This is a genomic window from Streptomyces laculatispora (assembly GCF_017353455.1).
GTDB lineage: Bacteria > Actinomycetota > Actinomycetes > Streptomycetales > Streptomycetaceae > Streptomyces > Streptomyces laculatispora.
The window spans coordinates 1-13,605 of sequence record NZ_JAFMPZ010000178.1; the positions used below are offsets into that span (position 1 = coordinate 1).

The 13,605-nt window shown below is 71.2% G+C and carries 14 protein-coding genes; 3 read left to right on the forward strand and 11 right to left on the reverse strand.

The window, feature by feature from the left end:
- The 5 genes from J1C73_RS10290 to J1C73_RS10305 all read right to left on the reverse strand — a co-directional run.
- Positions 1-1,522 (reverse strand): nitrite/sulfite reductase (locus tag J1C73_RS10290; RefSeq protein WP_207316064.1); only part of this gene is annotated, 1,522 nt, incomplete at its 3' end.
- Between the two features lie 114 nt (positions 1,523-1,636).
- Positions 1,637-1,720, reverse strand: coding sequence for a putative leader peptide (locus tag J1C73_RS35945; RefSeq protein WP_309486338.1), 84 nt, complete (start codon positions 1,718-1,720; stop codon positions 1,637-1,639).
- A gap of 161 nt (positions 1,721-1,881) precedes the next feature.
- Positions 1,882-2,487, reverse strand: a complete 606-nt coding sequence (locus tag J1C73_RS10295; protein ID WP_207316065.1) for a GNAT family N-acetyltransferase — start codon at positions 2,485-2,487, stop codon at positions 1,882-1,884.
- Positions 2,488-2,568: 81 nt separating this feature from the next.
- On the reverse strand, positions 2,569-3,849 hold the full coding sequence (locus J1C73_RS10300; RefSeq protein WP_207316066.1) for a GAF domain-containing protein: 1,281 nt from the start codon (positions 3,847-3,849) through the stop codon (positions 2,569-2,571).
- Positions 3,850-4,126: 277 nt separating this feature from the next.
- A complete protein-coding gene (locus J1C73_RS10305) occupies positions 4,127-5,764 on the reverse strand; it encodes an acyl-CoA dehydrogenase family protein (protein ID WP_207316067.1) in 1,638 nt (545 codons plus the stop codon).
- Positions 5,765-5,781: 17 nt separating this feature from the next.
- Between J1C73_RS10305 and J1C73_RS10310 the strand changes: the two genes are divergently transcribed.
- On the forward strand, positions 5,782-6,954 hold the full coding sequence (locus J1C73_RS10310) for a YihY/virulence factor BrkB family protein (RefSeq protein ID WP_207316068.1): 1,173 nt from the start codon (positions 5,782-5,784) through the stop codon (positions 6,952-6,954).
- A 182-nt stretch (positions 6,955-7,136) separates the two neighbouring features.
- Here the strand turns inward: J1C73_RS10310 and J1C73_RS10315 are convergent, their stop codons facing one another.
- The gene (locus tag J1C73_RS10315; protein WP_207316074.1) at positions 7,137-7,592 is read right to left on the reverse strand and encodes a VOC family protein; all 456 of its coding nucleotides are present in this window, start codon (positions 7,590-7,592) and stop codon (positions 7,137-7,139) included.
- A 172-nt stretch (positions 7,593-7,764) separates the two neighbouring features.
- Here J1C73_RS10315 and J1C73_RS10320 point away from each other — a divergent pair, with 172 nt between their 5' ends.
- Positions 7,765-8,490 (forward strand): DUF6597 domain-containing transcriptional factor, encoded by a 726-nt coding sequence (locus J1C73_RS10320; RefSeq protein ID WP_207316069.1) that lies wholly within the window; start codon positions 7,765-7,767, stop codon positions 8,488-8,490.
- Between the two features lie 177 nt (positions 8,491-8,667).
- Here the strand turns inward: J1C73_RS10320 and J1C73_RS10325 are convergent, their stop codons facing one another.
- From J1C73_RS10325 to J1C73_RS10345, 5 genes are all read right to left on the reverse strand, one after another.
- Positions 8,668-8,979: an NIPSNAP family protein gene (locus J1C73_RS10325; protein WP_207316070.1), complete on the reverse strand. Its 312-nt coding sequence runs from the start codon at positions 8,977-8,979 to the stop codon at positions 8,668-8,670.
- A gap of 120 nt (positions 8,980-9,099) precedes the next feature.
- Positions 9,100-9,543 carry a VOC family protein gene (locus tag J1C73_RS10330; protein ID WP_207316071.1) on the reverse strand — a complete coding sequence of 148 codons (444 nt, stop codon included), beginning with the start codon at positions 9,541-9,543 and terminating at the stop codon, positions 9,100-9,102.
- Between the two features lie 150 nt (positions 9,544-9,693).
- Positions 9,694-11,274, reverse strand: a complete 1,581-nt coding sequence (locus J1C73_RS10335) for a 3-hydroxyacyl-CoA dehydrogenase (protein ID WP_207316072.1) — start codon at positions 11,272-11,274, stop codon at positions 9,694-9,696.
- Between the two features lie 81 nt (positions 11,275-11,355).
- Positions 11,356-12,132 (reverse strand): CoA-transferase subunit beta, encoded by a 777-nt coding sequence (locus J1C73_RS10340; protein WP_207316073.1) that lies wholly within the window; start codon positions 12,130-12,132, stop codon positions 11,356-11,358.
- 67 nt (positions 12,133-12,199) lie between these two features.
- Positions 12,200-13,117: a CoA transferase subunit A gene (locus tag J1C73_RS10345; protein WP_207316075.1), complete on the reverse strand. Its 918-nt coding sequence runs from the start codon at positions 13,115-13,117 to the stop codon at positions 12,200-12,202.
- Positions 13,118-13,297: 180 nt separating this feature from the next.
- On the opposite strand from J1C73_RS10345, the gene J1C73_RS34715 reads away from it, so the two are divergent.
- The coding region (locus tag J1C73_RS34715) for a LysR family transcriptional regulator (protein ID WP_242643979.1) at positions 13,298-13,605 on the forward strand (308 nt) is incomplete at its 3' end.

Consider the following 13,605-nt stretch of genomic DNA (forward strand, 5'->3'; position numbering starts at 1 on the left):
CCAGGTGCACCTGGTAGCCCTCCACCTGGTTGCCCTCGCCGTCCAGCATGAGCTGGCCCTTGAGGCCGATGTCAGCGGTCTGGATGCGGGCACAGGCGTTGGGGCAGCCGTTGATGTTGATGGTGAGCGGCTCTTCGAACTCCGGCAGGCGGCGCTCCAGTTCGTCGATGAGCGAGGCGCCGCGCGCCTTGGTTTCGACGATCGCCAGCTTGCAGAACTCGATGCCGGTGCAGGCCATTGTGCCGCGGCGGAACGGGGACGGCTTCACCTGGAAGCCGAGCTCCTCCAGTCCGGCGGACAGCGACTCGATCCGGTCCGGTTCCACGTCGAGGATCAGCATCTTCTGCTCGACGGTGGTGCGCAGCCGGTCCGAGCCGTGCGCGGCGGCCAGATCGGCGATCCTGGTCAGGGTGGGGCCGTCGACCCGGCCGACCCGGGGCGCGAACCCGACGTAGAAGCGGCCGTCCTGCTGCTGGTGGACGCCCACGTGGTCGCGCCACCGGCTGCTGGGCTGCTCGGGGGCGGGGCCGTCGAGCAGTGGCCGCTTGAGGTACTCGTCCTCCAGCACCTGACGGAATTTGACGGGACCCCAGTCGGCCATCAGGAACTTCAGCCGGGCGCGGGTGCGCAGTCGCCGGTAGCCGTAGTCACGGAAGATCCCGACGACTCCGGCCCAGACATCGGCGACCTCGTCCAACGGCACCCAGGCGCCCAGGCGTTCGGCCAGCCGCGGATTGGTGGAGAGACCGCCGCCGACCCAGAGGTCGAAGCCGGGGCCGTGCTCGGGGTGAACGACGCCGACGAAGGCGATGTCGTTGATCTCGTGGACCACGTCCTGCACGGGCGAGCCGGAGATCGCGGTCTTGAACTTGCGCGGCAGGTTGGAGAATTCCTTGCTGCCGATGTAGCGGTCGTGGACCTCGTCGACCGCCGGGGTCCCGTCGATGATCTCGTCGGCGGCGATCCCCGCCACCGGGGAGCCGATGATCACGCGCGGGCAGTCGCCGCAGGCCTCCGTCGTGGACAGGCCGACTGCCTCCAGCTTCTGCCAGATGGCCGGGACGTCCTCGATGCGGATCCAGTGCAGCTGGATGTTCTGCCGGTCGGTGACATCGGCGGTGCCCCGCGCGTAATCCTGCGAGACCTCACCGATGGCCCGCAACTGCGCCACCGTCAGCCGGCCGCCGTCGATGCGGACCCGGAGCATGAAGTACCGGTCGTCCAGCTCCTCCGGCTCCAGGATCGCGGTCTTGCCGCCGTCGATCCCGGGCTTGCGCTGCGTGTACAGGCCCCACCAGCGCATCCGCCCGCGAAGGTCGTTGGGGTCGATCGAGTCGAACCCGCGCTTGGAGTAGATCGTCTCAATGCGTGTCCGCACATTGAGACTGTCGTCGTCCTTCTTGAACTGCTCATTGCCGTTGAGGGGGGTGTGGTGCCCCAGGGCCCACTGACCTTCGCCACGGTGGCGTCCTGCCTTGCGGCGGGGGGTCGCGGGCGCAGGCTGTTCCGGGGTAGCGGCCATGACAGTACGTCCTTCGGGACTGCAGGAGGGCGGCTCTGAACTGCACACTCGCGTCTGGGCGCGGCGGTGCGCAGGGTTTGCAGAGAAAGGGGATCGCGGCGGTGCTGGAGACTCTCAGCTCGCCGGACAGATGGCGCTGGACATGCGGCCGAGGTCGACGTGGCGTCGACTCACCAAGGCAATTCCAGTTCCAGACATGACGGAAGCGTGTCACGCGAATCTCGGACCAGTCCACCACTATCCATGATGTGGACGGGACTGTCCTGACAGGTGAGACAATGTGGCGCCCGTCACTGAAGTGACGGGCGCCGGGCCACCCGGATATCCGGACAACGGGTGCATTTCTTACGGACGTCGGGTTACGGGAGCAGCTCCCGGCCGGAACCCGGCCACGGACCCGGGGTGGCGACCTCGGGCTCCAGTTCGGTCCTGGTGTCGAAGAGCCGGAAGCCGCGGCGCAGATAGTTGTCCATGGCATGCGGCCCGTCCTTGGAGCAGGTGTGCAGCCACACCCGCTTCGTCGCCGGCCGCTGCGGCCACCGCTCCGCCAGATCCCAGGCGCGGGCCGCCCCGTACGAGAGCAGATGGCCGCCGATCCGGCGCCCCCGGAACGCCGGGATGAGGCCGAAGTACATGATCTCGACCACGCCGTCGTCCTGCGGGTCCAGCTCGATGTACCCGGCCGGCGTCCCGTCCGCGTACGCCACCCAGGTCTCCGCACCGGGCCGGTCCAGCGCCTCCTGCCACTGCGCGTACGTCATCGTCAGCCGGTCCGTCCACCGGATGTCGCCGCCGACCGCCGTGTAGAGGAAGCGGCTGAACTCCGGCAGCGGTATCCCGGACCGGACGATCCGGATGTCCCCCTCCGGCGCGGCGGAGGGACGCAGATCATCGGGGGAGGTCTGCTCCAGGGACCAGATGGTCACCTCGGCGGTCGGTTCGGCGGGGCGCGCGGGGTTGCTCATGACTGCCAGAAAACCATGTCCCGCGGCCCCGGCCCAAGCCGGCCTGGGCAGACGGACGCCCAGGACCTGCGAGAACACCGTTCAACGGGCGCTGCGCGCCGCCGTCACCACCGGGGCCTTCGAGTGCGGCAGCAGATCGCCCGGGTGCTCCGGGCCGATCACCTCCACCTCGACCCCGTCGCCGAAGCGGTACGGGCGGTGCGCCAGCACCTCCGCGAGATGGCGCCGCAGCCGGGAGATCTCGGCCCGCACCGTCACCGTCCTGGTCGGATCGCCGAAGATGTCCTGCGCCAGCTCGGACGCGGTACGCCCCTCGCGGCGCAGCGCCAGCGCGAACAGCAGCTCGGCGTGGCGCGGGGAGAGCCGTTGCGTCCAGGTGCCCACCGGGCTCACCACATTCACCGCGAGGCCGCGCGGCCGGCTCAGATCGAGCACCACCCGGCGCGGCGGGTTGTCCACCGCGCCGTCCGCCACCTGCACCAGCCAGCCGCCCGGCAGCGGCTCCACCCGGCACATCCCGAGCGAGGGCAGCCACACCCGGCCCGGCTGCAGGGACTTCGGCAGCGGCAGCCGGTCCACCGGCGGTATCCCGGTGACCGCCGCCAGCCAGCCGTGGGCGTCCACGGCCATCGCCCGGCCGCCCAGCCGGCACAGCATCGGCGCCGCCACCGAGCGCAGCCGGTCGATCGACTCCAGATGCCGGGTCCTGATCTCGCTCTCGGCCAGCCGGGCCACCGAACCGACCAGGGCGAGCGTCGTCGGATGGAAGGTGGACGCGGGCCCGCTGATGTCGACGATCCCCATCAGCCGGCCGTCCCGCGGATCGCGCACCGGGGCCGCCGCACACGTCCACCCGTGCAGACTGCGCACGAAGTGCTCCGCCGAGTGGACCTGCACCGGGGCGCGCGCGGCGATCGCCGTGCCGATCGCGTTGGTGCCGGTGCTCTCCTCCGACCAGGCGGCGCCCTCGGCCAGACAGATGTCGTCGGCCCGGCGCAGCACTCCCGTGTTGCCCTGGCGCCACAGCACCCGGCCCTCCACGTCGGTGACCACCATGATCTGCTGCGAGGCGTCCGCGATGGCCGCCAGGGCGTCGCCGAGCAGCGGCATCACCTCACCCAGCGTGGAGTTCCGGCGCCGGTGCTCGATCTCGTCCGGCTCCAGCAGGACGCTGTGGGTGGACTTCTCCGGATCGACCCCGTTGCGCAGCACCCGGTTCCACGAGGCCTCGATCTCGGCACGCGGCGCGACCGGCATGCGCTCGCCCGCCAGCCGGGCCTCGCGGGCCCGGTGGACGAGGCGCGTGGCCCGGTCCGCCTCCCGGACAGCCAGCCGCATCACATCGACAGGACTTGCCTCCATGCCGGATCCCCCCTGGAGCCTCTTGTTTCCCGTGTCAAGGCCGCGGGGCCCCATCCTGCCGCTGCCGGGGGCCGGATGCCACAACTCGACACAATGGTTGCAACCCTCTGCAACTCTGGCGACGGTCCCCGGTCCGTACAAGAGTGGCGGTACACCGGACAGCGCGGCCTCGGCCTCGCAGCCCGGTGTGTACAGCATGGGGGGTGGTGCCGTGTCGGCGCAGCACCACCCTCTGTTGCTGCCCCGACGGCCCGTCCGGCCTGCCGGCCCCGTCCGGTCAACGCTCCACGGGCCGCGCCCGTTCCACGACCGACGCCAGATCCAGGGTGTGCGGCAGCGTCCCGAACGCCGAGCCCCAGTCCCCGCCCAGCCGTGACGCGCAGAACGCGTCGGCGACCTCCGGCGGCGCCCAGCGCACCAGCAGCGAGCCCTGCAGCACCAGAGCCATCCGCTCCACCAGCCGCCGGGCCCGCGCCTCGATCCCCTGCAGATCCGCGAGCTCGGTCAGCAGATCCTTGATCGCCCGGTCCAGCCGGTGATCGGCACCGCGCGCCCGGCCGACCTCCGAGAGGAACGCGTTCAGCGCCATCGGCTCGCGCTGGAGCGCCCGCAGCACATCCAGCGCCTGGACGTTCCCCGAGCCCTCCCAGATCGAGTTGAGCGGCGCCTCGCGCAGCAGCCGGGGCATCCCCGACTCCTCGACGTAGCCGTTGCCGCCCAGGCATTCGAGCGCCTCGCCCACCATCGGCGTGCACCGCTTCGTCACCCAGTACTTGGCCGTCGGCACCGCGATCCGCAGAAAGGCCAGCTCGCTCCCGGTCCCGGCGTCGTACGCGGCCGCCAGCCGCATCGCCAGCACCGTCGCCGCCTCCGACTCCAGCGCCAGATCGGCCAGCACATTGCGCATCAGCGGCTTGTCGACCAGCACCCCGCCGAACGCGCTGCGGTACGTGGCGTGGTGGACCGCCTGCGCCACCGCCTGCCGCATCAGCGCGGCCGAACCGATCACGCAGTCCAGCCGGGTCGCCGCCACCATCTCGATGATCGTGCGCACCCCGCGCCCCTCCTCACCGACCCGGCGCGCCCACGTACCGTCGAACTCGACCTCGGCCGAGGCGTTGGACCGGTTGCCCAGCTTGTCCTTGAGCCGCTGGATCGCGAAGGCGTTGCGGGCGCCGTCCGGCAGCACCCGGGGCAGCAGGAAACACGTCAGACCGGCGGGGGCCTGGGCCAGTACCAGGAATCCGTCGGACATCGGCGCCGAGCAGAACCACTTGTGCCCGGTGAGCAGGTACTCGCCCTCGCCGGCGAGGGGTTCGGCGCGCGTCGTGTTGGACCGCACGTCCGTGCCGCCCTGCTTCTCCGTCATGCCCATCCCGAGGAGCACCCCGGCCTTGTCCCCGGCGGGCCGCAGCCCCTCCTGGTACACGTGCGAGGTCAGCAGCGGCTCCCACTCGGCTGCCGTCGCCGGATCGGTGCGCAGCGCGGGCACCGCCGCATGGGTCATCGAGAGCGGGCAGCCGTGGCCCGCCTCCGCCTGCGTCCAGACCAGGAAACCGGCCGCCCGGCGCACATGCCCGCCCGGCCGGTCCCAGGCGTCGGTCAGACCGGCGCCGACGGCATGGCCGAGCAGCCGGTGCCAGGCCGGATGGAACTCCACCTCGTCGATCCGGTGCCCGTACCGGTCATGGGTGTGCAGCCTGGGCGGATTCTCGTTCGCCTGGGTACCCCACCGCTGCGCCTGCGCGGAGCCGGCGGCCCGGCCGAGCTCGACGAGCCCGCCCCGCGCCTCGTCGAGCAGCTCCGGCGGAAGGTGCCGGTCCACGGCTTCGGTGAGCGCCCGGTCCGCGGAGAAGACGTCGTAGCCGTGCAGGGGAGGGGTCTGGTTGGACACTGTGTGGGTGGTGGCTGCCATGCCGCTACGGTAAGGACGTGCAGGCAGCAAATGAAACACCCGAGCGGCCGCCGGGCCGTCTCCACCGGGCCCGAGTCCTCTACCGCAACGTCTCCAAGCGGCAGATGGTCTGGCAATTGCTCAAGGACACCGTCAACTCGTGCATGGAGTACCGCATCCTGGGACTCGCGGCCGAGGCGGCGTTCTTCACCCTGCTGTCCCTGCCGCCACTGTTGCTGGGACTGATCGGCCTGCTCGGCTACGTCGACGAGTGGACCAGCACCACCACGGTCGCCTCCATCGAGCACAACATCCTCGGTGCGGCGCAGACCGTGCTCTCCCAGCGGGGCGTCAACGACTTCGCCAAGCCGCTCCTGGAGGACGTCACCACCGGGGCCCGGCCCGATGTCATCTCGATCGGTTTCGCGATCGCGCTCTGGTCCGGCTCCCGCGCGGTCAACGTCTTCATCGACACCATCACCGTGATGTACGGGCTCGACGGCCAGCGCGGCATCGTCAAGACCCGGATGCTCGCCTTCCTGCTGTACGTGGTGGCGCTGCTGCTGGGCGCGGTCGTGCTGCCGCTCCTGGTGGTCGGCCCCGACCGCGTCGTGGAGTTCATCCCCTGGGGCACCGAGCTGATAAGCGTCCTGTACTGGCCGCTGGTGATACTGCTGTCCATCGCCTTCCTGACGACGCTCTACCACGTGTCCGTGCCCGTCCGCTCACCCTGGATCGAGGACACACCGGGCGCGCTGATGGCCCTCGCGATCTGGGTGCTGGGCAGCTTCCTGCTGCGGATCTACCTCACCAGTACGGTCGAGGGGCCGACGATCTACGGCTCCCTGGCCGCGCCGATCGCCGTACTGCTGTGGATCGGCATCTCGGCGTTCGCGGTGCTGGTGGGCGCCGCCGTCAACGCGGCCATCGACCGCGTGTGGCCCTCGGTGGCGACGGCCGCGGCACGTGCGGCCAACGACCGGGCGCGCGCGGTCCAGGCGGCGGAGTTCGTGGCCCGCACCCAGGCGGAGAGCTGGGACGACGGCCTGGACGACGACGAGGGGGAGTACGGGGGCGAGAGGGACAGCCCCTATATGCCGTCCGAGTTCCCGGAGCGGTGGTCCCGGTTCCTGCCGCCCGACGACGTGAAGTCCAGGCTGCAGCCGAGCCGCGAGAAGGAGACGGACAAGCCGTACCAGCCCGGCGAGTGAGAACGGCCGCCGGGCGCGCCCGCTGGGAACGGCCGTCAGATGGCCCTCCACCGCGCTCTTCGCGATCCAAGGACACCGGGCGGTGGCCACGGAGGTACGAGAGGCTCTCCGTCCGCTACGAGGCGACGGTGCTGGTCGCAGCCGTGAACGAGTGGCTGTGACCAGCACCGTCACAACGATCCTCAGACGACGTCGAATTCGTTGCCCTCGGGGTCCTGCATGGCGGCGGCGTAGCGTCCCATGTCCGGCTCGTCCTTGATCCGCAGCACGGTGGCACCGGCTTTGACCAGCCGTTCCACCGTAACCTTGACCCGCTGTGTGCGGACGTCCAGCGGGACGTCACGGTCCCCACCGGCCTTCAGGTCGAAGTGCCACCGGTTCTTGGCGACCTTCGGCTCCGGAACCTGCTGGAACCACACCCTCGGCCCACGTCCCGCGGGATCGATGATCGACTCCGGAATATCCCCGGCACCGGCCGGCAATTCTGCCTCGGGCACCCCCGCCGCCGCCCAGTAAGCACGCCACGTGGCGTGCCCGCCCGGCGGAGGCTCAGGCACGTAGCCCAGGGCCTCGGCCCAGAAAGCCACCATTGTCTGCGGATCGGAGCAGTCGATCGTCAGCTGCACTGTCATCTCCATGCGCGGAGCATCCCAGGCAGGTCTGACAGACGACCCACTTCGCAACAGGCCCTGACTCTCCACCGTCACCGTCACCGTCGCGCCGCTGCCGGTGGTGAACTCCGTCAGTGCCGCCATGGCCGCCCCGGGACACCGATTCCGCCCGATTCCGTCCGTCGACGAGACTAATGCCATGGGCGACAGGTACGAAGAGCGCGCGTCGCGGATGGACGGCGCGAAGGTGTGGACCCTGACCGTGCCGAGGGGGTCGGTCCATCCGGTGCTGCCCGACGGCTGCATGGACCTCCTCTGGATCGGCGGCCGGCTGCTCGTCGCGGGCCCGGACACCCACGCGGAACCCGCGTCCGTGAGCGACGGCGGCAGTTTTGCGGGCATTCGCTTCGCCCCCGGCACGGCGCCCGCCCTGCTCGGCGTGCCCGCGCACGAACTGCGCGACCGCCGGATCGCGCTGGCCGGGCTGTGGCCGGACGCGCAGGTCCGGGAACTCACCGAGCGGGTCGCCGGAGCCGTCGACCCGGCCGCGGCCCTGGAGGAGATCGCCCTGCGCAGGGCGGCCGGTACCGCGCCGCCCGACCCGGTGATGCGGTACGTCGCCGCGCAGCTGGACAGCGGCCGGTCCGTCGCGGACACGGCCCGAGCGGTCGGCCTCGGCGCACGCCAGCTGCACCGCCGTTCGCTGGCGGCCTTCGGATACGGCCCCAAGACGCTCGCCCGGATCCTGCGGCTGCAGCGGGCGCTGGCTCTCGTACGGTCCGGAATGCCGTACGCCGAGTCCGCGCTGGCGGCGGGCTGCGCCGACCAGGCGCATCTCGCCCGGGAGATGCGCGAACTGGCCGGCACCACCTTGACCGGGTACTTCGCCGCGCCCGACAGGCCTCACGACCTTGGGGGACATTGAGACCGGGCGTGTCGGCCTGGCGGCAGGCTTGCCGCAGACGAACGCCCGGCGGCCGTAGAGCCGTGTCCCCTCGGCTCATGCCGACGGCGCTGGAGAGACCACCGAGTTCGCAACGCGGTTGAAGAATTTCACGCCATGTCCTGGCGTTCGGGGCAGCCGTTCAAGCCCAGCCCTGGTCTAGGACATGACGTCGAGCGGCCGCAGGAAGCGGCGCTCATAGCGCTTGATGCAGCGGGTGATACGAGCCAGTTCGAAAGCATCCTGGCACTCCGGGTCGGTCATGCTGTCCGTGCGGTACTGCTCGTACGCGGCGAGACTGGGAAAGGAGAAGAGGGCGTAGGCGATGTCGCTGTCGCCCTCGCTCGGCAGGAAGTAGCCGTGGTGCGTCCCGCCGAACCGGTTGACGAGCCCGACCCAGCGGCGGCCGTACTCCTCGAAATCCGCGAGCTTGTCGGCGTCGATCTCGTACTTCAGATGAATGGTGATCACGTCCACATGATGCTGCAAGCCGGTTCGGACTCGACAGACCCTAGGGACCTGTACGCCGGTGAGCAGCGCGGGCTCGCATCCCGGAAGTTACCCGCGGACATCAGATCGGTGCATCAAGGCTCAGCCGGCGGCGGCGAACAGCGACACCGCGCAGCCGTCCGGATCCAGCACCACCGCGTACCGCTGCCCCCACACGGCGTCCCACGGCTTCAGGTGCCCCCGGTGGCCGGCGGCGGTCAGCTCCGCGTAGACCGCGTCGACCTCCGCCGGGCTGTCGCAGAGGAAAGCGAGCCCGAGGCGCTCACCGCCCTTCGGCCCCGACCACTCGGGGTCGAAGGAGCGGACGACGTCCTCGGTGTCCCACAACAGGCGCTGTCCGCCCGGGAGCGTCACTTCGACATGGGGTGAGGATTCCGCGCCGGCGGGGATGTCGAGGCCGAGCCGGCGGTAGAAGGCGAGCGATGCGGGCAGATCCGCGGTGGTGATGCCGATCGCGTCGAGTCGTGGAGTCATGATCCGACCGTAGGCCGGGCGGCCGCCGGCAGTCTTGTACGAATCGGTCATGTCCCCGCCCACCTCGGACGATGCCGGACGCGTGGCAGGGATTTCGAGTGCGGCCGGCTCCGGACCGGAGGACCGGCCGGAGGCACGAGGGGGCGAAGAGGGACGACACGGGTCCGCCGCGTCGTCGCGCGGGGCCGGTACACCCCGTCGTCACACCGCGTCGGCCGCATCCGCCCCGTCACGCACGTCCGCGACGCACTGCGCCGGGGATGTGCCCGGGTCCGTCAGGGCCAGTCCCAGTGCGGCGCGTTCGGTGACCCAGCGGGTCGGGCGGTGGCGCGGGTCGCCGGTCGTCGCGTACAGGGCCCGGTGCAGCTCCAGCATCCGGGCCGCGCCGATCCGGTCGCCCCAGGCCAGCGGGCCGACCGGATAGCCGAGACCGGTGGTGACGGCCAGATCGATATCCGCCGGGGTCGCCAGGGCGCGTTCCGCGATGGACGCCGAGACCGACACGACCGAGGCGAGCAGCCGCTGGGCGACGGAGCCCGCGGTGTCCCGTACCACCGACACCGCGAACGGCTCGCCGCCGTCCGCCGCCCGTGCCAGTACCGCGCGGGCGTCCCGAGCGGCAGCCGGTTTTGCGGCCGGTGTCACGGCCAGCACCCGGCGGCGCCCGGCCGCCGGCAGCGGGTCCACACCGAAGGTGCGCCCGGCGGGCAGCCGGTGCGCGGCCACCGCCGAGGCGACCGCGGTGCCCCAGACCGGGACCAGCACCAGGGCCTCGGCCGACGGTTCCGGGCCGGACTCGACCGTGGCGCCCGCAGCGGTCAGCGCCTCGCGCAGGGCGGTGGCGTCCCGCTCGTCCGCCGCGTCGGCGAAGACGTGCACCGGACGGTCCGCGTCGCCCGTGACCGGCGCCTCCGCGGCCGGGGCGGGCGCCTCGGGGCCGTACGCGAACCAGCCGCGTCCGGTCTTGCGGCCGTGCAGCCCGGCCGCCACCCGGTTCGGGGTCAGGTAGGAGGGGCGCAGCCGGTCCTCGTGGCGGAAGCCCTCCCAGATCGAGTCGATGACCGCGGCGGTCACATCGAGACCGGTGAGGTCCATCAGCTCGAACGGGCCCATCCGCAGGCCGAGTACGTCCCGCGCGATCCGGTCGATGCCCGCCGGGTCGCTCACGTTCTCCTCCAGCAGCGCGAGCGCCTCCGTCACGAGTCCGCGCCCGGCGTGGTTGATGAGGAAGCCGGGGGTGTCGGCGACCGTGACGGCGCGGTGGCCGCAGCTCTCCACGAGCTCCGTGAGCAGCGGCGGGATGCCGGGCCGGGTGGCCGCGCCGGGCACGACCTCGACGATCCGCATCAGCGGTACCGGGTTGAAGAAGTGCAGCCCGGCCAGGCGCGTCGGGTCCTTCAGTGTGGCGGCGATCCGGGTCACGGACAGCGAGGAGGTGTTGGTCGCGAAGACGGCCGATCCGGGCAGCGCCCGCTCCAGCCGGCCGAAGACCTCCGCCTTGGTGGCGAGGTCCTCCCGCACGGCCTCGATGACCAGCTCGATCTCCGGGCCCTCGGCCCACGGGTCCTCCAGCGGAACGAGCCGGTCCACGGCGGCCGCCGCGTCCTGGGCGGACATCCGGCCCTTCTGCACGGCCCGCTCCAGCATGGAGCGTACGAAGCCGGCCGCCTCGGTGACCGCCTCCGTCCGTACGTCGCACAGCTCGACGGTGTGTCCTGCGGCGGCCGCCCACTGGGCGATGCCGCGGCCCATGGCTCCGGCTCCGACGATCCTGATACGCATGGCAGTTACGGTCCTCTCGGGGTGGGGGACAGACGGATCCGGTGGTCCCGTGGATCTTGTGGATCCCGCGGGTCGTGCGGCTCAGCGCAGATACACGCGGTCCGGGTCGACATCCTCGCGCAGCAGCCGCAGTTCGTCCTCCGTCGGGGGTGGCACCTCCTCGACCGTGTCGGCGACCCGGAGGTCCCAGCCGGTGGCCGCCCTGACCCATTCGACGGTGACGCCCGGGTGGACGGCGACCAGCCGAAGCTCATCGCCCACCCCCTCCCGGGCCAGGATGCCCAGTTCGGTGATGACGCGGGTGACTCCGGCGCCCAGCGGCCGGATGCCCTCGGCCAGCGCGCGGTCCGGTCCGGGCGTGGTGCAGAAGTCCAGCTCCGCGGAGAAGGAGCGCGGATTGTGGCGGCGCATCACCACGAAGACCTCGCGGGAGTTGGCCATCACCTCGACACCGCCCCCGGAACCCGGCAGACGGACCGACGGGCTGTCCCAGTCGCCGATCACCGAGGTGTTGAGGCTGCCCCAGCGGTCGATCTGCGCGGCGCCGAGGAACCCGACGTCGATATGGCCGCCCTGGAGCACACAGCCGAAGAGCATCGGCATCGAGATCACCGCCTCCGCCCCCGTGATCAGAACGGCGTCGGCGATCGTCTCCGGCAGCCGCGAGGGGTGGGCGCCGCAGACCCCGGACTCGTACACCACCTCGATGTCCGGGGCGACCGTCAGATGGGCCAGTTCGGTGGCGAGGGTCGGCAGCCCGATCCCGGCGAACACCGTCCGGCGCGCGGCCAGTTCGCGGGAGGCGACGACGGAGAGCAGTTCGGACGAGGTGATGGTGCCCGGTGCGGTGGTGGTCATGACCCGTTCCTTCTCGTGTCCCGTGTCCTGGGTTCCGTGCGCGTACCTGTGCGACACCGGTGCGTGCTCACAGCCGGCGCCCGTAGTTCACCGGCTCGCTGAGGGCCTCGCCGACCGCGAGCCCGGCCCAGAACTCCTCGCCGAGCTTCTCGACGTACTCCGCGTGGTCCGCCGTCCCGCGCACCCACTCGTCCAGCCAGTCCTGGAGCCGCTGCGGATCCTTGCTGATGTGCGACCAGGCCCGGTAGAAGGCGTTGTCCCGGTCGTAGTAGCCCTGCGCGAAGGACGGATGCGCGCCGCGCGGGCAGCAGACGACCGCGTCGACCGCGTGGGCGGGGACCAGGGTGCGGTTCGGGTCCGCGCGGATCACCTCGTCGTCCACGATCTCCTCGACGACGACGACCGCCTTCCCCGCCGCGTACACCGCCTCGGCCTGGATGCCGGTCAGCCCCCACATCTGGGTGTTGCCGCTGCGGTCGGCGCGCTGCGCGTGGATGATCGTCACGTCCGGGTTGACGGGCGGCACCACATAGATCTGCTCGGGTTCGCCGTCCGGGCCCGGGTAGGGCGAGGTGACCTTGCGCAGATCGCTGTTGACGGACGGCAGGTCGCTGCCCCCGTAGGAGCGCAGGGGATAGAACGGCAGCCGCTGGGAACCGGCGAGATAGCGGCAGATCATCCCGTAATGGCTGTACTCCTCGAAGGCGAGCGGTGCCGGGTCGGCGCTCTCGACGCGGCGGCGGAGCTCACCGAGCGAACCGGCCGAGGAGTTGCCCACGAAGGAGGAGACCAGGCGCGTCACGCACCCCGCGGCGAGCATCTGGTCCACCACGATGTCCGCGGTCATCCGGACGACCGTCAGGTCCCGGCGGCCCTGGCGGATGATCTCGTGCCCCGCGGCGGTCGGGATGAGGTGGGTGAAGCCTTCGAGACAGACGGTGTCACCGTCGTGGACGAAGTCGGCGATCGCCGCCCTCATCGGCATCGTCTTGTCTTTCCGGTCCGTCGTGGCCACGGTGCTCCTCCGCTGCGTGTACGTCGCCGCGCCCTGCGATGCGTGCGCGTCGCCCTACCGTGCCAGCGGCCATTGATTGCTGTCCAATACCAAATTAAGGTCGGATCAAGACGAATGATTAATCAATGATCGCCGAGGCGAGGGGTGGGTATGGAACTGCGTCATCTGTCCGCGTTTGTCGCCGTGGCCGAGGAGCTGCACTTCGGCCGGGCCGCCAGGCGGCTCCAGATGGCCCAGCCGCCGCTGAGCCAGCAGATCCGGCAACTGGAGAAGGAGCTCGGCGTCCAGCTCTTCGAGCGCAACACCCGCTCGGTGCGGCTCACCAGCGCGGGGGAGTCGTTCCTCCAGCCGGTACGGACCGTGCTCGACGACCTCGACATCGCGGTACGGGCCGCGAAGGCGATGCTGACCCGCCCGTACTCGCCGCGGCCCGCCGCCTTCGCGGCCCGTACCGCGAT